Raw genomic sequence first — 20,397 nt, 5'->3', positions numbered from 1 at the left:
CGATAATAGTTAGGATGATCAGATCTAATGGCAGCTGTTACTTATGAATTAATTAAAACATGTAAGCAAACTGGTGCGCGCCTTGGACGTGTTCATACGCCGCATGGGTCATTTGAGACACCGATATTTATGCCAGTAGGAACACTTGCAACCGTAAAAACAATGAGCCCAGAGGACTTAAAAGAGATGGAGGCGCGTATTATTTTAAGTAATACGTACCATCTATGGTTACGTCCGGGTCATGAGATTATTCGTGAAGCGGGCGGCCTGCACAAGTTTATGAACTGGGATCGTGCGATTCTAACAGATAGTGGCGGTTTCCAGGTATTTAGCTTGAGTGATATGCGTAAGATTGAAGAAGAGGGAGTTCATTTCCGTTCTCACTTGAACGGGGACAAGCTGTTCCTTTCACCTGAGAAGGCGATGGAAATTCAGAATGCGCTTGGGCCTGATATTATGATGGCATTTGATGAATGTGCACCTTACCCAGCGGACCATGCCTACGTTAAGCATTCCTTAGAGCGTACGACTCGTTGGGCAGAGCGTTGTCTTGAAAGTCATGCTCGACCTCATGATCAAGCGTTGTTTGCTATTGTACAGGGTGGTATGTATGCGGACTTGCGCAAGCAAAGTGCAATGGATTTGACTTCTATGGATTTCCCGGGGTATGCTATTGGTGGACTGAGTGTCGGGGAGCCGAAACATTTGATGTACGAGGCGCTTGATACGACAATGCCATTGCTACCAACGAACAAGCCTCGCTATTTGATGGGGGTAGGGTCACCAGATGCGCTTATCGAAGGTGCGATGCGTGGAGTAGATATGTTTGACTGTGTATTGCCTACGCGAATTGCTCGTAATGGTACAACCATGACAAGCCAAGGAAGACTCGTTGTTCGTAATGCGAAGTATCAGCGCGACTTTGGACCGCTTGATCCAAATTGCAGTTGCTACACGTGTAAAAACTATTCTAGAGCCTATTTGCGTCACTTGATTAAGTCTGACGAGACATTTGGTCTTCGTTTGACGACTTATCATAATTTGCATTTCCTATTGAATATGATGGCTCAAGTAAGAGAAGCAATTCGCGAAGATCGACTAAGAGATTTCCGTGATGAGTTCTTCGAAAATTATGGCATGGCCAATAATGAGAGCGGCTTCTAATTGGTTGCGTGGAAGGTCCTGGTTGCTGATGCAGTGATCAGGGGTCCGTACATAGATTTAAAATGAAAAGGGGATTTTATCATGAATGAACTTCTTTTAGCTGCAGCTCCTGCTGCTGGCGGTTCCATTTGGGGAATGGTGCTTTCATTCGGTGCGATGTTCGCGGTCTTTTATTTCTTGTTGATTCGTCCGCAACAGAAAAAGCAAAAAACGCGTAATGCGATGCTTGGTGCATTGAAAAAAGGCGATAAAATTGTAACGATCGGTGGCCTTCACGGGCATATCCTCGAAATCACTGACGATATTGTTGTGATTCGTGTAAATGATGTTACGAAGATGACATTTGATCGCAATGCAATCAGCCATGTTATCTCTACAGGTTCTACTGAAGAAGCTGCTAAAGCTTAGTAGATGACAAAAGAACCTTCTATTCCACTTGGTGGATTAGAAGGTTCTTTTTATTATTCCAATTAATCAGCTAAGGAGCGGCTAGCTTGCTGCTCTATGCTAATTGTAGCATTGGAGCGGGACGTGGAAATACCCGCAAGTTTAAACCCAATCCAGCTGCATGCTGCGGCAAGCGCAAGTCCTGCGAACATGTCCGATACCCAGTGGATGCCGAGATAGAAGATGGAGAAAATAATGATAACGGCACTTGGGCAAGCAATCCATATCCATCTGCGAATGCCTGAGCGCCAGGCTACGATTGCGACTGTAGCAGAAATGGATGTATGCAAGCTCGGGAAGCAATTGTCGAGTCCTGAAAATGCCCGGTAGTTCTCTTCAAACGTCGGGAAAGTATCCAGCATAAGAAAAGATACGCCCGAAGGTGCATAAGACCATACTTCATCAACTGGAACCCAGAAATAAAAAGGCAACGCAATAATATAGTTAAAGGTAATAGCGTAACAGATAGCGACCGCGAACGAAGTAAGTCCGCGAGCGGCATAGACTCCTATAGAAGCGATAATAATCGCTTGGAATATAACTAAATAGAAAAAAGCAAGTATAGGCGTTAAAGCAGGATGCTCAAAAAACTGCTGCAAATGATAGACAAACTGGCCTTCTATTTGATAAATCAAGGGAGTGAAGTCCCAAGAAATAGACATCATTGCTTCTAAATCTAACTGATATTTATTAATGACAAGAAGTAACATAAATGAAACAAAGGCGATAAGAAATGGCCGTGAATGAATAATAAGTTTGACAAATGAACGAATGATGTAGATCGGCTGCTTGCCAGATCCAATCCATGCAAGCAATAGAATGAATACAACGGACCAGATAGCGACCGTCTGCATCGATTCAAAAAGTACCATAGTATCCCCCTAATTCTAGTACGAAATAATGTATGAGCCTCCCATAGTATATCATACCGAGAATAGGAACACACCAAGTACGACTCCCATTACTTGGATTTACTGTCTTTGCTTACATTAACCCCGAATATACCACCTAGTGCAGATAAGCCAAATGATGCTGCTAACGCAATCCATTTCATCGCATCCCATTGCATATCTAATGCTAGAAAACCAATGATAAACACAAGCAATGCGTATAGTATGCCTGTGAGTCCTCCGTAGTACCAGCCTTTTCTCCCACTGCGTTTCCCTGATGTCCAACCACCGATAAGTAAAGCAAAGCCGTGGACAAAGTAGCTGTACTTGGTCAGGTTGTCTTCTTGCGTAGAGGTGGCAACTAACAAGATAGAAAGGGCTAGAGCACCAATGGCCAGCCATAAAAGAGCATAGCCGATCCCAGCTAATAACGGATGGCTTAACTTACCTGAGCTAAAGCGCTGCATTGCGTTCATAAAAATCCTCCCTCTGACATTCTGTTTGTATCATCGTATGGGCAAGCTATAGGAAATAGTACAAAGATATAGCGATCACATCATACGAATTCACACTTACCTAGAAAAGGGGAAGACAAGATGGAACATATGGATCAATCGTGGCAGGTGACTGCTGCGATCATTGTATTTTTATTCACCTATTCCATTATCATTACGGAGAAAATGAACCGTGCTGTGATCGCATTATTGGGTGCTGCTGTCATGTTGATTTTGCATATTGTTCCAGCTGAACTCGCCTTTACGAGGCATGTGGAATGGAACACCATTTTCTTGTTAATCGGTATGATGATACTTGTAAACATTACAAACAAGAGTGGGATTTTTCAATATGCAGCAGTAAAGGCCGCACAGCAAGCACAAGGAAGACCGATACGTATCCTCATTATTATGTCGTCGTTAACAGCTCTTGGATCGGCATTTTTGGATAATGTAACAACTGTGTTGTTAATGGTGCCGATTACGTTCTCTATTACACGTATTTTGCAAATCAATCCAGTGCCATATCTTATTGCAGAAATTATTAGTGCCAATATCGGTGGAACAGCAACGATGATTGGAGATCCGCCTAATATTATGATTGGATCAGCTAATAAACATTTAACGTTTAATATGTTTTTGCAATATTTAGCGCCTGTAACGATTGTTATTATGGTTGTTGTAATGCTTGTACTTGTTCTTTTATATCGGAAGCAGTTGCAAGTAGGGGAGAAGCAAAAGGAAGCGCTGATGAAACTATCCGCAGAGGATTATATTACAAATAAACGGCTAGTTATGAAATCTGTGTCTGTCCTTGTCATGACGATTATTGGATTTGCGCTGCATTCTGTTGTACACATCGAGCCATCTGTCATTGCTTTAGCTGGGGCAGCTATATTGCTATGTACGCAATCCGAAAGGGAAATTGAAGAAGCGTTCAGTCATGTGGAGTGGGTGACGATATTTTTCTTTATCGGCTTATTTATTCTTGTTGGAGGCTTGGTGGAAGTCGGTATCATCGAACAACTTGCGAGGCTGACTCTTGATGTAACGAAAGGGGATATGTTGAACACTACGATGTTTGTGTTATGGGTATCAGGAATTGCTTCCGCAACAATTGATAATATTCCGTTTGTAGCTACGATGATACCTCTAATTCAAGATGTAGGGGTGCAAATGGGAGTGACCGATCCTAATGAAACGAATGTGCTGTGGTGGGCGTTAGCATTAGGCGCATGTCTAGGTGGGAATGGAACGGTGCTAGGAGCATCGGCGAACGTAATTGTATCGGGAATGGCAAAGCGGGAAGGCAAGGGATTCAGCTACTGGGAGTTTTTAAAAATAGGAGCACCGATTACGTTGCTGTCTCTTCTTATTGCGACTGTATATTTGCTTCTGCTTGTTGGCTAATACGTGGCAGTAGTTGGATGGGTAAACTTTTCATGAATTTGATTCGTATGTTAAGGGATGGCTACGGTGAGAATACCTGTTGAAGAAGCTCTCTCCTTTCTAGATATCGGATTAAGGCTGTGAGGAGGTATCTCATTGGTATTTGGTACACTTGTTTTCCGTACAATATTGATGTATTTTGCTGTTTTTAGTGTTATGAGGTTAATGGGGAAGCGGGAAATTGGAAAGCTGTCTATTTTCGACTTAGTGATTTCGATTATGATTGCTGAAATTGCTGTATTTGGTATTGAGGATGCCCATAAGCCTATTTGGGAATGTTTAGTGCCGATGGCGGTACTCGTCCTGATCCAAATCGGTTTAGCTTTACTGGCTATGAAAAATAGACGGATACGCTGTTTCTTTGATGGGAATCCGAGCTTTATTATTAATCAAGGACAGCTTAACCGCGAGGAAATGCGTAAACAACGCTACAATTTGGACGATTTAATGCTTCAGCTTAGAGAGCAGGGGATAGACAGTGTTCAAGACGTTCAGTTCGCTATTTTGGAGCCAACAGGGAAATTAACCGTGTTCCTAAAAGAACATGCTGGTAGTACCGGCGGTGAACAAGTCTTGGCCTCCAATGATGATGAGGAGAGCAGCGCTCGTTCTGGCACGCAGGCAAGTACCAGCATGTCACAAAAAAATACAGATAATGAAATGAGTGCGGAGATCGCATTTAACATGAACACAAGCAGCACGATGCATGAAAAGGACCAACCTGTGTTAAAGCATCCGGATCGCATTAAGTTTACATCGCTTCCTTTGCCGCTTATTATGGATGGTCGTGTGATGGATTCTAATCTAGAAAAGATCGAGAAGACACGATTTTGGTTGAAAAATCAAATCCAGCAAAAAGGAGCTCACGAATTTAAAGATGTGTTCTTTTGTTCTATCGATCATCGGGGACGCATTTTTGTAGACAAAATGGATCCTAAACCTTCACGTTAACGTATTTCCTATGAGGCCCGTCGCCGTTAGGTACGACTAGAAAGAAAACGTCCAATAAGGGGCAGGCGGGTTATGTCGTTTCGATCGATAAGTTTCATCATAATAAGCAAAGCAACATAGAGGCATAGTCCTACAAGGCATGCTGCACTTAAGCGAATAAATACAGAGTTGGTCAGTGGAAAATGTTGATACGTTGCTTGAATGGCACCAGCGATAATAATCATTGCCACGCCAACTTTAGCAAAGTCGATCCACGGAATTTTTATTTTAAACGTTCGAATAAGGCTCCATCCGTGAAGGAGTGTGACGATCATTATATTAACATTAATAGCGATGACAGCGCCCTGAATGCCAAGATGGGGCATTGATGCGAGCTGGATAATGAGTCCTAACTTCACAATTGCACCTACAAAAGTGTTCATGAGTGCTGTTCCAGGTCGATCAAGTGCTTGTAATGCAGCTTGCAAAGGGGCTTGCAAGTATATAAAAATAGCTACCGGAGCCATCCACTGCAGCATGGGTGCTACTGAAATGTCGTCATAGAGTACACTGCACAGCGGCAATGCCAGTATATACATAACGACGGCAAAGGGAGCACCGCTCACTAAAGCTAAGCGGATTGCTTGATGCATGCGTATATGAATGGTGACCATATCTTTTCGTCCGTAAGCTTCGGATAAAGAGGGGACTAATGATACGGACAAAGAATAGGTTAATGCACCTGGCAGCAGCAAAATAGGAATGATCATGCCTTGTAAAGCACCGTATTGAGCCGTAGCCACTGCAGTTACAATTCCGGCAGCAGCAAGACTGCGTGCAATCGTAATCGATTCCAGCAAGTAGGATAAAGAGCCAATTAGCTTGCCACCTGTTACAGGAATGGCGATTCGTACGAGGCTGCGCCAAGCGGGACGCTCTGGTTCCATAGGTTGTGTATAGGGAATGTCTTTGACTATAGAGTCGGTGTTATTATCCTTTTTCTTATGGTGACGACGCCACTGCAGCACAAGCACTAACAAGCCACTCAGTTCACCTACAACGACCCCAAGCATTGCCCCAGCAGCCGCCCATTCCAGCCCATATGGGAGCAGCAAATACGCGCCTCCAATGACGGTTACAATTCGAACAATCGTTTCGGTTACTTGAGATGCAGCCGTCGGTATCATATTTTGTTTGCCCTGAAAGTAGCCCCTCAGTACAGAGGCAACCGCAATAATCATAATATTTGGCGTCATAAAGAGGAAGGTGTAATAGACACGGCTATCTGTCAGTACATGTGTTGTAATCCACGATGATAACAGTAAGCAGGTAACTGTTAGGACAACAGCAACAGAGCTTGTCATCCATAATGCTGCACGCACTATGTTACGGACACGCTGTTGATTCCCAACTGAATCTGCCTCAGCTACTAATTTTGCAACCGCAAGTGGAACGCCACCTGTTATAATGGTTAGCATAACGAGGAGAAATGGATACCCGAGCTGATAAAGGCCAACCCCCTCTGCCCCAATGATACGAGGTAGTGTAATGCGGGGAATGAAGCCAAGTATTCGATTTAATAAACCTGCTGCAAATAAGATGAGTGTTCCTTGGATGAAGGTTTGCTTTTTCATTTTCAATCCCTCGCTTAAGGGCAGACTTGTACAACATATTTGTTGTATTCATATGTATGCAGTTGTCCGATTGGACATGTGCAGGCTTTTTTTGTTTCAATTAACGATGGCAAGCAGGAACATGACCGGTTTAGCGCGAATTTACAATGGCAGTGATGAATTGAAGAAGGAAAAGAAGGAAAAGAAGGAGAGGCTTTCGTTATGGATCAAGTTTTGGAAGGGCGGATCAGTAGCATCTTAGATCAAGATATCGAGCTTCTCTGTCAGAGCAAAGCAGAAGAATTTCATTTGCTAGGTTATGAGCATGTGACGGATAAGGACATATGGGAATGTGTGAGTGCACGATACAAAAAAGAAGCAGAAGAGCCTGCGCTTCATCGTATCGTGAACGATATTTTGTCGCTTAGGACGACACAGTTTATGAACTATGCAACGATGGCTGCCTATAAAGGGTCTCCCTTTTCATAAGGTGAGGCTTTTTTTGCGGTGACTAAGGCGATTAATGAAAAATTGACTCGTTTTTTGACCGTCGATATAATAGGAATATTGAACATGAAAGGGGAATGGGGACGATATGAAAAGGGTGATGACGTTCTTGTTCATCGTGGTCGTATCGCTTGGTATTATTATTTGGACGAGCCCTACGATCCTCAACAAGATTCACCTAGGCCTAGATTTGAAGGGTGGCTTCGAAATTTTATATGAAGCTTCACCTCTTGAACCAGGTGGACAGGTGACTCCAGATGCGCTCGTACAGACCGCTAAAAGCTTGGAGAAACGTATTAATGCAACAGGAACAAGTGAGCCAGAAATAACGACGGAAGGTTCTAACCGTATACGTGTTAAATTGGCAGACGTTCAGGACGAGGAAACCGTTCGTAAGAAACTGAAAAGTCCAGCTGTCCTCACGTTCCGCAGCTCCGATGGATGTAAAAGCCCAACGGATTATTGTAAAGTTGAATTAAAAGGAACGGATTTTGTTGAAGGCGGCGCTTCGGTCATTTCTGATGAGTTGAGAAGACCTGTTGTCGCAATTAAACTAAAAGATGGTCAGAAGTTCGGAGAAATTACGACAAGGCTTTCTAAACTAGCTAATCCAGATCCGACACAAGCACGCAATCAATTAGCTATTTTTATGGATGAGAAATTGATCTCAGCACCAAGTGTACAATTCCCGATCACAGGTACTGAGGCTACGATTACAGGACAAGGAAGTCAGGAAGAAGCAAATGAGCTTAAAGACACGATTAACCTAGGTTCTTTGCCGCTCAAGTTGACAGAGAAGTACACGCAGAGCGTATCCGCTTCCCTAGGACAGCTTTCATTGAATCAAACGATCAAAGCAGGTGTCATTGGTACGGTATTGGTATTGCTCTTTATGTTAATTTACTACCGTTTGCCTGGTATTATTGCTAGCTTCTCCTTGATTCTATTTATTTGGCTTCATTTCGTTGTATTCTGGTTGTCAGACACGACGCTTACTTTGCCGGGTATTGCGGCATTCGTATTGGGTCTTGGTATGGCTGTGGATGCGAACATTATTACGTACGAGCGTATTCGTGAAGAAATGCGTGCAGGGAAATCCGTTTCTTCTGCAGTTAAAGCGGGTTCCAAGAGCTCGTTCCGTACTATTCTTGATGCAAACGTAACTACGATCATTGCTGGTGGAGTTATGTACGCTCTGGGCGAAAGCCAAGTTAAAGGCTTTGCGTTTATTATGATGCTTACTGTTGTTATAAGTATTTTCACAAATGTATTCCTCTCCCGCATATTCTTGCAGCTGCTTGTGAGAAGCAATAAGCTCAACAAGCCGTCTTACTTTGGTGTGAAGGAGAGTGAAATCCGTGAACTTTAAGACTAGTTACAATTTCGATTTCATGAAGGTAAGTAAATACTTCTTCATCTTTTCGATCGTCATTACACTTCTTGGTGTTGGAACTTTAGCGTTCCGCGGATTGAACTACGGGGTTGACTTCAGCTCAGGAACCAATGTCGATATCACCTTGAAGCAACCAATCAGTAAGCAGCAAATGGAACAAGCTTTGGCTGGCTATAAACTTGAGAAGCCCCCTGTTATTACAGAGGGTAGTGAGCGTATGGCTATCCGATTCACCGAGGTTCTAGCTGATACTGAAGAGGCTCAGTTGAAGAAAGATATTGAAAAACTTTCTCCTGGCTCTTCTATTGAAGTAAATATTGTGGATGTGGAAATCGCTCGTGAACTTCAGCGTAACGCGATTTACTCCGTATTGATTGCCTCAATAGGTATTATCATTTACGTAAGTATTCGCTTTGAATGGAGATTCGCGATTGCAGCGATCGTTGCTTTGCTGCATGATGCGTTTATGGTTATTAGCGTGTTCTCCATTTTCAACTTAGAGGTTAACCTTCCGTTTATTATTGCGGTATTAACGATCATCGGTTTCTCTATTAATGATACGATCGTTATCTTTGACCGTATTCGTGAGAACCTTCGTTTTGCGAAACTTCGTAATCGCAGCGATTTGGACAAACTAGTTAACTCAAGTGTGAACCAGACGCTAACACGTACGATTAATACGATGCTTACTGTTCTTGTTACGGCATTATGTCTACTTATCTTCGGTAGTGAGTCGATTCGTATGTTCTCGCTTGCAATCGTAATCGGTTTGGCATTCGGTGCCTACTCTTCAATCTTTATTGCTAGCCCATTATGGGTTGTGCTTCGCGAACGTGCAGGCGACAAAAAGCCTAACAATCGCAAGCCGCAAGAAGTATAATCAATATATGTGATAGTTTTGGTGCTTGATGCACACACTGAGCACAGGTAGAATGCTGTGTCGGTCTGTTCATGAAAGCTTCCATCTGTAGCTGAGCCGCGTCTACCTAGACGCGGCTCAGATGTGTTAAATGAGGCGCAAGTTAACATCGAGGTTAACTGCAAATGAATGTTAAAGGAGAATGGTATGCTTCAATCACGAACTCGTTGGCGCTGTGCAGAAGTGTCAGAACAAAGAGCTGAACAGCTAGCTGTCGAAGCAGGGATTTCTCCGCTTTTAGCCAAGCTGCTAATCGTTCGAGGCATCGAAGATGGAGACGGTATTCACAGTTTCCTTTATGATAATTTAGAGGCTGTTCATGATCCTTATCTGTTAGCTGGAATGAAGGAAGCGGTAGAGCGGATTCATCGAGCGGTAGAACAGAAGGAGCATATTCGCATATACGGGGACTATGATGCAGATGGTGTTTCCAGCACATCTCTTATGGTTTTTGTCATGAGAGAGTTAGGAGCTCATTTTGACTATTATATTCCGCACCGAGCGAATGAAGGGTATGGTTTAAACAATGCTGCACTCGATTTAGCCAAAAATCAGGGTGTGAGCTTAATTGTAACGGTCGATACTGGTGTAAGTGCTGTGGATCAGATCGCTTATGCGAAGCAGCTTGGTATTGATGTTGTCGTTACCGATCATCATGAACCGCCTGCATTGCTGCCAGAAGCCTATGCATTAGTAAACCCTAAGCTTCCGACATGCCCGTATCCATTCAAAGGATTGGCGGGCGTCGGTGTTGCCTTTAAACTCGCACATGCTTTATTAGGCAAAGCGCCAGAGCATTTGTTGGAGATTGCTGCTATTGGTACAGTTGCAGATTTAATGCCATTGGTAGGCGAAAATCGTATCATTGTTCGTGAAGCATTACAACGAATGAAACGAACGATCTATCCGGGCATTCAAGCGTTGTTGGACATAGGCGGGGTTGATCGTAATCAGCTTGTAGCTACAAATATTGCGTTTTCGATGGCGCCTCGCATTAATGCTAGTGGTCGCTTGGCTCACGCTGATTTGGCAGTTAAATTGCTTATCGCAGATGACTTGGCAGAAGCAAAAGTTTTGGCAGAAGAGCTGGATAGTTTGAACAAAGAACGCCAAAAGATTGTTGACGTAACTGTCAAGGAAGCTGAGAAGCAGATGGCAGCTAAAATCGAGGCAAATGGCGGGGAAGTTCCTTCTGTTATCGTTTTGGCAAATGAAGAATGGAATGTTGGTGTTATTGGGATCGTTGCATCTAAGTTGGTAGATCGTTATTATCGTCCTACGTTTATTTTAGGAATTGATTCCGAAAAAGGACTTTGTAAAGGTTCAGCTCGTTCCATTGACGGTTTTGATTTGTACGGAGCGATGACGGATTGTGCAGATCTTTTTGAACATTATGGCGGTCACCATGCAGCTGCGGGGATGACAATAGCTATTAATAAGCTACCTGAGCTAGAACAGAAGATGCAGGTTATTGCGCAATCGCAGCTTACGCCTGAGCATTTTGTTCCGTGTACGGATGTTGATGCAGTATGTACGCTGAAGGATGTGCCTCTTCAAGTAATAGACGAGTTAGGCCGTTTAGAGCCATTTGGCATGGGAAATCCACAGCCTCGAATCGTTATTCGTGATGCTTCTATACAAGATAAGCGTACGATGGGAAAAGAAGGCCAACATTTAAAGTTGATGTTATCGCAAGACCGTGCTACATTGGATGCGGTGGCTTTTCAGCGAGGAGAGTTATCAGATATTATTTCACCGCTTGCTCAAGTGGATGTATTGGGTGAATTGTCTATTAATGAATGGAATGGTTCGCGCCGTCCACAATTAATGCTGAAAGATATTCGTATTAATCATGTCCAACTTATTGATCTTAGGGGTACAAAAGAACCTGTTGTGGCAGCGGTAGAGCTGGCACGCAAGCTTGAATCTTTAGGGCGTGGTCCTGTTGCATGGCTAACAACGCCTGAAGAGGCGACTGTTTATGCAGGGGAAACCTTTGTAAGATGGACTAGCATGGTTAATGGTCAGCCTAATCAAGAGGATAAGGCAATACGCGATCTTGTGATCAGCTCAATTCCTGATGATCAGTCCGTCTGGGAGCAATGGGCACAGCGCTTCTCGCATGTAGAACGAATTCATGTTATATTGAATCGTCAGCCTTTTGAGAAGGGGATTAGACCACCTGCCCGTGAACGAATCATTCCTGCCTTTGCTGCTTGCAAACAGTTAGGATCATGGCTGAATGATGAAGGTACACGAATATCGTTAGCTCACAAGTCGGGTCTATCTCCGCGTGAGTGGGAGTACTTGATGAACGTATTCGCAGAGTTAGGTTTCGTTACGTTCAGCGAGCATGCAACGGGTGGTACTTACGAAATTGTGGAGAAGCCGCAGAAGACGTCATTGGAATCCTCCGAGCATTACAAGCGATGGGATACGATAAGTCGCTGGGAGTCATTATGGAATGAAGCAGCCTCTGAGCAGTTGGCAGAACGGTTATTGTCGCTTTGGGGCAGTAATAAGTCTCAACAGGTGTCAACTGCGTGAAATAGATAGGGTTAAATGAAATCCCTCTACGAAATAGCTGAGGTTATTGTTATTATGATTATGTATATTTGATTAATCAGCTTACTGATTAACCGTCAAGGAGGAACTCTCGTGGATTTCAAAGAGTATATTCGTGTTATTCCGGACTTTCCAGAGCCGGGCATTCGCTTCAAAGACATTACAACATTGCTAAAAGACGGTGATGTTTATCGCGAGGCGATTGAATCCATTCAAAAAATGGTAGAAGATAAAGAGATCGACTTGATCGCGGGTCCAGAAGCTCGTGGTTTCGTTATCGGTGCTCCACTTGCTCTTATGATGGGTAAAGGCTTTGTGCCGATCCGTAAGAGCGGTAAGCTTCCTGGCAATACAGTGGAAGCGGACTATGGTAAAGAATACGGTAAGGACAAGCTTGCCATTCACCGCGACTCGATTCAACCAGGTCAAAAAGTACTAATTGCTGATGATTTATTGGCAACAGGCGGCACTATTGCAGCTACAATTCAAATGATTGAGCAATTGGGCGGAGTAGTTGTGGGAGCAGCATTCCTTATCGAGCTTGGCTACTTGGATGGCCGTGAGAAGCTTAATGGTGTTGACGTTCACTCCCTTGTTACTTATTAATCGAAATTATACGTTTGGCGCTGCTTTGCGTTGAATGAAATGATAAACAAAAGAACCTTCAATCCACAAACAAGTGGGTCGAAGGTTCTTTTTGATGAAGCAAGGATTAATGCGAAGTTGGTTCCTTGTCATTCGATAGTCCGAGCTTTTCAATGATGATGAAAAATAGATTCAATACGATTGCGAGTACTGTCGCCAATGCCATTCCTTTTAGCTCGACATCCCCAATCTTCAGTTGTGCATGGCTAATTCCGATGACAATAACGAGTGTTGTAAGCAGCATGTCTTTTGGATTCCCGAGGTTAACTTTAGATTCAATCAAAATTCGGAAACCTGATGCAGCGATGATACCGAATAACAGCAATGATACGCCGCCCATAACAGCTACAGGAATGTTAGCGATAAGCGCGGAGACCTTACCTAGGAATGACATCGCGATTGCAATAACCGCTGCCCCTCCGATAACATAGACAGAATATACGCGTGTTAACGCCATAACACCGATATTTTCGCCGTATGTTGTATTCGGTGTTGAACCGAGAAATCCAGAAATAATGGTCGATATACCGTTACCAAGCAAAGAACGATGAAGTCCTGGTTTCTTGGATAGGTCACTGCCTACAATATTACTTGTAACCATGAGATGCCCTACATGTTCAACGATTACGACAAGTGCCGCAGGCAATACGATGAGGATGGCTGTCATATCGAACTCTGGATATGTGAACGTCGGCAATTTGAAAAGGGGCGCATTCGCAACACTATCCATATTGATTACACCCATAAAGTAAGCAGCTACATAACCTGTAATAATTCCGATGAGGACTGGAATGATCTTGAGGAAACCGCGGAACATAACCGTACCAATAACCGTAACACCTAATGTAAGAAGTGCTAATTTCACGTTCGCAGGATCAATGACTCCATCTTGACCTGGAATAAAGTCAGACATACCTGCTGCTACCGGAATCAACTCTAGACCAATAACCGCTACGATAGCTCCCATTGCTGCGGGAGGGAATAATACGTCTAACCAGCGTGTGCCGATCCATTTTACGATTAGAGCGACAACAACAAATACAAGGCCGCATACGATAAAGGCACCAAGTGCTTTAGAGTAGTTCTCGGCGTGTCCAGCTAATACGATGGTTACTGGAGCAATAAAGGCAAAGCTGGAGCCGAGATAAGCGGGAATAAGTCCGCGGCAAAGAATAAGGTAAAGCAAAGTGCCAAGGCCATTCATAAGTAGAACGATGCCTGGGTCGACGTTGAATAAATTTGGTACGAGGATGGTCGATCCGAACATGGCGAACAAATGCTGCAAACTAAGCATAAGTCCTGGTAGTAATGGTGGTTTATCCAACACTTGGATTTCGCGTTGCAATGCCTATGCACTCCTTTAATAACGTTCATTGATAAATTCTAACTATATAATTTACATCGCAGGGGGTGTAGAAAGCAAGTATATTTTGCAAGTTCATGTCAAAAAATATAACACCCACTTCTATTTTTCCATATACTAGCTCATATTTCGACATTGTTTGACAAAAAGGATGAGGTTCAACTGTGGTTGACCATTGACGTCACTACGGTTCAAAGGCATAATTATAGGATAATCTGTAAACAGGGCTGGGTTAACTAAGTGACCCGGATAGAAAGGAATCGAGACGAGTCCTATGGGCATCGACCATTTAATGAATAAGGCTTCTGCCTATATGAAAGAACCGGATTTGAAACGAATTCGTGAAGCGTATGAATTTGCGGATCGGGCACATCACGGGCAGGTGCGTAAATCAGGAGAACCTTATATTTTACATCCGATCGCGGTAGCGGATATTGTCGTAGGCATGCAGATGGATCCTACTTCTGTTGTGGCTGCGCTGCTTCATGATGTCGTTGAGGATACGTCTGTATCGCTTGATGAAATTCGTGAACAATTTGGTGAGACTTGTGCAATGCTCGTTGACGGTCTGACGAAGCTGGAGCGGATTCAATTCCGTTCTAAGGAAGAGCAGCAGAACGAGAATTATCGCAAAATGTTCGTCGCGATGGCCAATGACATCCGAGTCATTGTAATCAAACTAGCAGACCGCCTTCATAATATGCGTACGTTGAAGTTCCAATCGGAGGAGAGCCAGCGTCGTATTGCTTATGAGACAATGGAGATTTTTTGTCCGATTGCACATCGTCTTGGTATTTCCGCAATCAAGTGGGAGATGGAGGACATTGCACTTCGCTACTTGAATCCGCAGCAGTATTATCGTATTGCTAACTTAATGCATAAAAAGCGTGCTGAGCGTGAGCAGTACATCGAAGATGTTATCGTGCGGATTAAAGAAAAGCTAAATGAGATGGGAATCGAAGCGGATCTGTCTGGGCGACCGAAGCACATTTATAGTGTGTATAAGAAAATGTCGATGAGAAACAAGCAGTTCAATGAAATTTATGATTTGCTTGCGATTCGAATCTTAGTAGACAATATTAAAGATTGCTATGCTACGCTAGGTATTATCCATACTTTATGGAAGCCTATGCCAGGCAGGTTTAAAGACTATATTGCCATGCCAAAGGCAAATATGTACCAATCCCTGCATACGACTGTAGTTGGCCCGACTGGGGAGCCGACTGAAGTTCAAATTCGTACATGGGACATGCATCGTACAGCTGAATACGGTATCGCGGCTCACTGGGCATACAAGGAAGGAAGCGGAAGCAATGCTGCACTTTCTGTAGGGGGCAGTTTTGAAGAGAAGATGACATTCCTGCGTGAAATCCTTGATCTTCAGCAAGAAACGAAGGATGCAAGCGAATTCGTTGAAACATTGAAGATGGACTTTTTCTCTGACCTTGTTTTCGTATTTACGCCTAAAGGTGAAGTCATCGAGCTGCCTAGTGGTTCTGTGCCGCTTGATTTTGCTTATCGCATTCATACGGAGGTAGGTAACCGTACAATAGGCGCTAAGGTAAATGGACGTATCGTTCCACTTGACCATAAGCTTAAGACAGGCGATATTATTGAAATTTTGACGTCCAAACATTCTTATGGACCAAGTGCAGACTGGATCAAGATTGCGCAATCCTCTCATGCGCGGACCAAAATTAAGCAGTGGTTCAAGAAAGAAAAGCGGGAAGAAAACGTACAAAAAGGTCGCGATCTCATTGAGCGTGAGCTGAAGCGTATGTCGTTGGATTCCCAAGTGTGGATGAACGAAGAAAAGTTGTTGGAAGCAGCTAAAAAGTTTAATTTTAACGACACGGAAGATATGCTGTCCGCAGTTGGCTTTAGCGGTTTGACGGCTGCGCAAGTATGCACGAAGCTCACGGAGAAGCTGCGCAAGGAAGCGGAAGAAGCAGCTCAGATCGAACTGAGCAAAGACGTGAAAGAAGTGAGGCGGGAATCGGAAAGGAAGCCGAGACCGACGAACGGTGTTCGTGTTAAAGGCGTAGATAATATGCTGATTCGCTTTGCGCGCTGCTGCAACCCTGTTCCTGGAGATGACATCGTCGGCTATGTTACACGAGGCCGTGGCGTATCCGTTCACCGAACAGATTGTCTAAACCTTCGCAAAGAGATGGAGGGGGAGGAAGCAGCTCGTATCATTGCAGTGGAATGGGAAGAATCCATTGAAGCAAATTACAGCGTCGATATCGAAATTACAGGTATGGATCGTCGTGGCTTCTTGAACGAGGTGCTGCAAATAGTATCCGAGAGTAAGACAAACATTGCGGCTGTATCAGGCCGTTCTGACAAGAACAAGCTGGCTATGATTCATATGACGGTATTGATTCGCAATACGGAGCATTTACAGTCTGTTGTAGAGAAGATTAAGCGCGTTAAAGACGTTTATACCGTGCAACGGATAATGAACTAGAGCGAGTATGTTACGATCATTGGATCGAGTCGTTTATATGTGAAATAACACGGATAAATGAAATATTCAAACTATTGTGCTGGGCCGCCCCAAATGGGGTGGCTCTATCTATATATACGGAGGGATAAGTCTGATGAGAGTTGTCGTACAGCGTTCGAAGGAAGCAAAAGTAGTGGTGGATAAGCAAGTGGTTGGTCAAATTGATCGTGGACTTATGCTTCTGGTAGGAGTGACCCATGAGGATACTGAGCAGGATGTAAATTGGCTAGCTGATAAAATAGCAGGATTGAGAATTTTTGAAGATGAAGCGGAGAAAATGAATTTATCTGTGCAAGATATTCAAGGCTCGATATTGTCTGTTTCACAGTTCACCCTGTACGGAGATTGTCGCAGTGGCAAGAGACCAAGCTTTACAAGTGCAGCGCGCCCTGATAAGGCAGAGCTTTTGTATGAGCAATTTAATCAGCGATTGCGAAGCCATGGGCTCCGTGTAGAAACCGGAGTGTTCGGTGCCAATATGGATGTAACGTTTACGAACTGGGGACCTGTCACTCTTTTGCTTGATAGCCCTCCTCGTTCCTAAGCATGTATAGCAGACGTTCAAATACGCATACTAACATCTAGTTACATCATAGATATAGGAGCGGATTTCATGCGACACTCATTACAGCAATTAGCGATTCAGTATAGTCAAGCAATGATTGCAGGTGGGCTGCTCAAAGAGCAGGCTAATCAATTAGCAGATGCTGACCCGATAGCGGTTCAATCTAGAAGAGAACAACCCAATCATCGTCGTTAAGTAAAATAAGTAATAGTCGGAGTTATAGGTGATAAGCTTGATTGGATTATGTTACAGGCCGTTTCATATTTGTTATCTCATGGGTATTAGAGAATAAGCAATTTGCAGCTGCACGTTATTCTCATACAGTAGAGGTGACATGAATATGAAACATATACAAGCTTACACACGAACAGAGAACGAAGCAGAATCGTTGCGTATTCCACTTATAAGTTTAGGGATACAACAACAGCACATTGAGATTGGTCGTCTTGAAGAGCCATTTGGACAAGGACAGTTGCTGTTGGCACCTATTCCATCCAATCCGGGTGGAGTCAGCTATGCAGGAGGCAGTGCGATGCACCCTGCAGGATCGGGTGTAGGCGTTGTCATTAACAATGATGAAACAGAGCGATCTGAGCAAAGTGAGGGACAGGTACCTGGAATTGTTGAGGATGAACGTTATCCAGAAGAACGTGAGCAAGCACCTGATGACTTAAGCTATGCCATTTCCGTTAAGGTGGATGTAAATCATTATATCGAGGCACTCAAACTTCTTCGTCGCCAAGGTGCATATGTGGAGTAGCTTTTCTTAGTAGAAAGCTCGATTATCGATACTACTTGTGATACAATACGGATTCAAATATAAAATACGCGCTCATTTGATGAGCGCGTATTTTATTGTGCACTATTGTTATTACTAGTAGTCTGTTGAGCTTTTCATGCGCCGACTGCTTTTATTTTTGTAAAGTTGCATCGTTTTGTACAGGCAACAACAATTAGGAGGATTACATGCGTGTATGGTTAAGTGCGAACGAGTCTGCTTTCGAGCGCTCGCTCGTCCATCTAATACAGTTATATGTGGAACAGCCGCAGGTTGAATATTCATTATCTGTGGATGAAGAACAGCTTGTTAGCAATGTAGAAAAAGAAGGTTATGAAATGGGCATCGTACTGTCCATTCATGATCATGCAGGTGAGTTGATATCAGGGGAGACTGTTAAGGTAGCTCGTACTTTACAGTTGAAAGGGAAGATGTTAGCTCGAGATGCCGAAGGACAGCTTCAAACGTATACAACGAATCACGAACGTTATGTCGAAGCAGGCTCAAGCTATGAGCAGTACCGCAAGCAAGTGAAAAACGGTCTATGTCATGCTATGCTTGCTCTAATGACGGAGTGGAGCGGGTTGGAGCAGCCGTGGGGAATACTGACTGGCGTTCGTCCAACTAAGCTAAGACATGATGCTCGTCGCCGTGGGCTTTCCAGCGAGGAATCACGTCAGATGCTTAAGGAAGACTATTTGATTACAGATGAAAAAATCGCATTGATGGAACGTATCGTTGACCGTCAACTAACCGCATTGCCTGATCTGGATCAATTGCAAAAAGAATTGAGCATTTACATTGGCATTCCTTTCTGCCCAACGAAATGTGCGTATTGTACGTTCCCTGCATATGATATTAATGGTCGTCAGGGCTCTGTCGATTCGTTCCTTGGTGGACTGCATTATGAAATTCGCGAAGTTGGCCGTTTCTTGAAAGAGCGAGGCGTGCGTATTACAACGATTTACTTTGGCGGAGGCACACCTACGAGCATCACTGCTGAAGAAATGGATATGCTCTACGAAGAGGTATATGAATCGTTCCCTGATGTGGAGCAAGTTCGTGAAATTACGGTGGAGGCAGGCCGTCCAGATACGATTACACCAGAGAAGCTTGCTGTACTGGATAAATGGGGCATTGATCGAATCAGCATCAATCCACAGTCCTACACTCAGGAAACGCTTGATATTATTGGTCGTCATCACAGTGTAGAAGAGACGATTGATAAGTATCAGCTTGCTAGAGAAATGGGCATGAACAACATTAACATGGATCTTATTATCGGACTGCCTGGTGAAGGGCTACCTGAATTCCAGCATACTTTGAATGAAACACAAAAGTTGATGCCAGAATCACTCACTGTGCATACGCTGTCGTTCAAGCGTGCGTCTGAGATGACCAAGCATCGCGGTGAGGAGAAATTCAAAGTAGCAGGACGTGAAGAAATCGGTGCTATGATGCAGGCGGCAAGTGATTGGACAGATGACCATGGCTATGAGCCTTATTATTTGTATCGACAAAAAAACATTTTAGGAAATCTCGAAAACGTGGGATATGCTTTACCTGGTATGGAGAGTTTGTATAACATTTTAATTATTGAAGAGATACAATCCATTGTAGGGTTAGGCTGCGGCGCAACGACAAAGTGGGTACACCCTGTTACTGGGGAGATTACGCGCTACGCGAATCCGAAAGAGCCGAAAGTGTACAATGATAATTATAAAGAAGTCACACAGAAGAAGATCGACATGATGAAAGGTATGTTCTAAAAGCGCTTTCTAAATTGTAATATGTTTGTAATCATTGCTTCATGTTCCTTTAATGTAGCAGGCCTATACTAAACACATGACCCCCTTTTAAGAATATATCTTATTGATAACCTGCACAGTGGTGCAGGTTTTTTTCTTGTTCGTTTATTTCCACGCTCATAAGCTTGACTTTCATCGTATCGGTTATTACAATGTTCTTTATATATCGAAGTGTAGTACATCTGTGCAACACATTTATAGTTGAGATTCAGTGACGGGAACAAGTAATTCGACACCCTCGTTATCAGAGATAGACCCCTAGGCTGGAAGGGTCTTGGCGCAGGACGAATGAATGACACCCCCGAGAACCGACGGCGAAACGCATTGCTGCATGAGCATTTTGCTCTTAGTAGGTGAT

Annotated in this window: 18 protein-coding genes; 14 read left to right on the top strand and 4 right to left on the bottom strand. The window is 43.6% G+C overall.

Annotation, left to right across the window (positions count from 1 at the left end; all coding sequences use genetic code 11):
• Positions 1-27 precede the first annotated feature (27 nt).
• Positions 28-1,164: a tRNA guanosine(34) transglycosylase Tgt gene (gene tgt / locus H580_RS0118270; RefSeq protein WP_028596074.1), complete on the top strand. Its 1,137-nt coding sequence runs from the start codon at positions 28-30 to the stop codon at positions 1,162-1,164.
• Positions 1,165-1,245: 81 nt separating this feature from the next.
• Positions 1,246-1,572, top strand: coding sequence for a preprotein translocase subunit YajC (gene yajC, locus H580_RS0118265; RefSeq protein WP_028596073.1), 327 nt, complete (start codon positions 1,246-1,248; stop codon positions 1,570-1,572).
• A 62-nt stretch (positions 1,573-1,634) separates the two neighbouring features.
• Here the strand turns inward: yajC and H580_RS0118260 are convergent, their stop codons facing one another.
• Positions 1,635-2,483, bottom strand: coding sequence for a phosphatase PAP2 family protein (locus tag H580_RS0118260; RefSeq protein ID WP_028596072.1), 849 nt, complete (start codon positions 2,481-2,483; stop codon positions 1,635-1,637).
• 89 nt (positions 2,484-2,572) lie between these two features.
• The gene (locus H580_RS0118255; protein WP_028596071.1) at positions 2,573-2,977 is read right to left on the bottom strand and encodes a TIGR04086 family membrane protein; all 405 of its coding nucleotides are present in this window, start codon (positions 2,975-2,977) and stop codon (positions 2,573-2,575) included.
• A 120-nt stretch (positions 2,978-3,097) separates the two neighbouring features.
• Between H580_RS0118255 and H580_RS0118250 the strand changes: the two genes are divergently transcribed.
• The gene (locus H580_RS0118250; RefSeq protein WP_028596070.1) at positions 3,098-4,405 is read left to right on the top strand and encodes an ArsB/NhaD family transporter; all 1,308 of its coding nucleotides are present in this window, start codon (positions 3,098-3,100) and stop codon (positions 4,403-4,405) included.
• A 171-nt stretch (positions 4,406-4,576) separates the two neighbouring features.
• The gene (locus H580_RS0118245) at positions 4,577-5,395 is read left to right on the top strand and encodes a DUF421 domain-containing protein (protein WP_051217554.1); all 819 of its coding nucleotides are present in this window, start codon (positions 4,577-4,579) and stop codon (positions 5,393-5,395) included.
• A gap of 26 nt (positions 5,396-5,421) precedes the next feature.
• Here H580_RS0118245 and spoVB read toward each other — a convergent pair whose 3' ends face one another.
• Positions 5,422-7,008, bottom strand: coding sequence for a stage V sporulation protein B (spoVB, locus tag H580_RS0118240; RefSeq protein ID WP_028596068.1), 1,587 nt, complete (start codon positions 7,006-7,008; stop codon positions 5,422-5,424).
• Between the two features lie 201 nt (positions 7,009-7,209).
• On the opposite strand from spoVB, the gene H580_RS0118235 reads away from it, so the two are divergent.
• The 5 genes from H580_RS0118235 to H580_RS0118215 all read left to right on the top strand — a co-directional run bounded on the left by H580_RS0118235 (position 7,210) and on the right by H580_RS0118215 (position 12,977).
• Positions 7,210-7,476: a post-transcriptional regulator gene (locus tag H580_RS0118235; protein ID WP_051217533.1), complete on the top strand. Its 267-nt coding sequence runs from the start codon at positions 7,210-7,212 to the stop codon at positions 7,474-7,476.
• 106 nt (positions 7,477-7,582) lie between these two features.
• Positions 7,583-8,863 carry a protein translocase subunit SecD gene (secD, locus tag H580_RS25990; protein WP_028596066.1) on the top strand — a complete coding sequence of 427 codons (1,281 nt, stop codon included), beginning with the start codon at positions 7,583-7,585 and terminating at the stop codon, positions 8,861-8,863.
• Entirely contained in the window at positions 8,853-9,767 is a 915-nt protein-coding gene (secF, locus tag H580_RS25985) for a protein translocase subunit SecF (protein ID WP_028596065.1), read from the top strand. The genes secD and secF overlap by 11 nt, the downstream gene beginning before the upstream one ends.
• A 186-nt stretch (positions 9,768-9,953) precedes the next feature.
• Positions 9,954-12,353 (top strand): single-stranded-DNA-specific exonuclease RecJ, encoded by a 2,400-nt coding sequence (gene recJ / locus H580_RS0118220; protein ID WP_028596064.1) that lies wholly within the window; start codon positions 9,954-9,956, stop codon positions 12,351-12,353.
• Between the two features lie 111 nt (positions 12,354-12,464).
• Positions 12,465-12,977 (top strand): adenine phosphoribosyltransferase, encoded by a 513-nt coding sequence (locus H580_RS0118215; RefSeq protein ID WP_028596063.1) that lies wholly within the window; start codon positions 12,465-12,467, stop codon positions 12,975-12,977.
• Between the two features lie 106 nt (positions 12,978-13,083).
• On the opposite strand, the gene uraA is transcribed toward H580_RS0118215, so the two are convergent.
• On the bottom strand, positions 13,084-14,361 hold the full coding sequence (uraA, locus tag H580_RS0118210; protein ID WP_028596062.1) for a uracil permease: 1,278 nt from the start codon (positions 14,359-14,361) through the stop codon (positions 13,084-13,086).
• A gap of 292 nt (positions 14,362-14,653) precedes the next feature.
• On the opposite strand from uraA, the gene H580_RS0118205 reads away from it, so the two are divergent.
• From H580_RS0118205 to H580_RS0118180, 5 genes are all read left to right on the top strand, one after another.
• Entirely contained in the window at positions 14,654-16,849 is a 2,196-nt protein-coding gene (locus tag H580_RS0118205; RefSeq protein WP_028596061.1) for a RelA/SpoT family protein, read from the top strand.
• A gap of 133 nt (positions 16,850-16,982) precedes the next feature.
• Positions 16,983-17,432, top strand: coding sequence for a D-aminoacyl-tRNA deacylase (dtd, locus tag H580_RS0118200; protein WP_028596060.1), 450 nt, complete (start codon positions 16,983-16,985; stop codon positions 17,430-17,432).
• Between the two features lie 69 nt (positions 17,433-17,501).
• Complete coding sequence (locus H580_RS26275; RefSeq protein WP_157282983.1) at positions 17,502-17,648, top strand: hypothetical protein; 147 nt, start codon at positions 17,502-17,504, stop codon at positions 17,646-17,648.
• A 145-nt stretch (positions 17,649-17,793) separates the two neighbouring features.
• On the top strand, positions 17,794-18,213 hold the full coding sequence (locus tag H580_RS25585; protein WP_028596059.1) for a hypothetical protein: 420 nt from the start codon (positions 17,794-17,796) through the stop codon (positions 18,211-18,213).
• Between the two features lie 206 nt (positions 18,214-18,419).
• Positions 18,420-20,000, top strand: a complete 1,581-nt coding sequence (locus H580_RS0118180) for a coproporphyrinogen III oxidase (RefSeq protein WP_028596058.1) — start codon at positions 18,420-18,422, stop codon at positions 19,998-20,000.
• Positions 20,001-20,397: the final 397 nt, after the last annotated feature.

The sequence above is a fragment of the Paenibacillus assamensis DSM 18201 genome, assembly GCF_000422445.1.
Taxonomy (GTDB): Bacteria; Bacillota; Bacilli; order Paenibacillales; family Paenibacillaceae; genus Paenibacillus_B; species Paenibacillus_B assamensis.
This window is presented reverse-complemented; position numbering and strand designations above follow the sequence as displayed.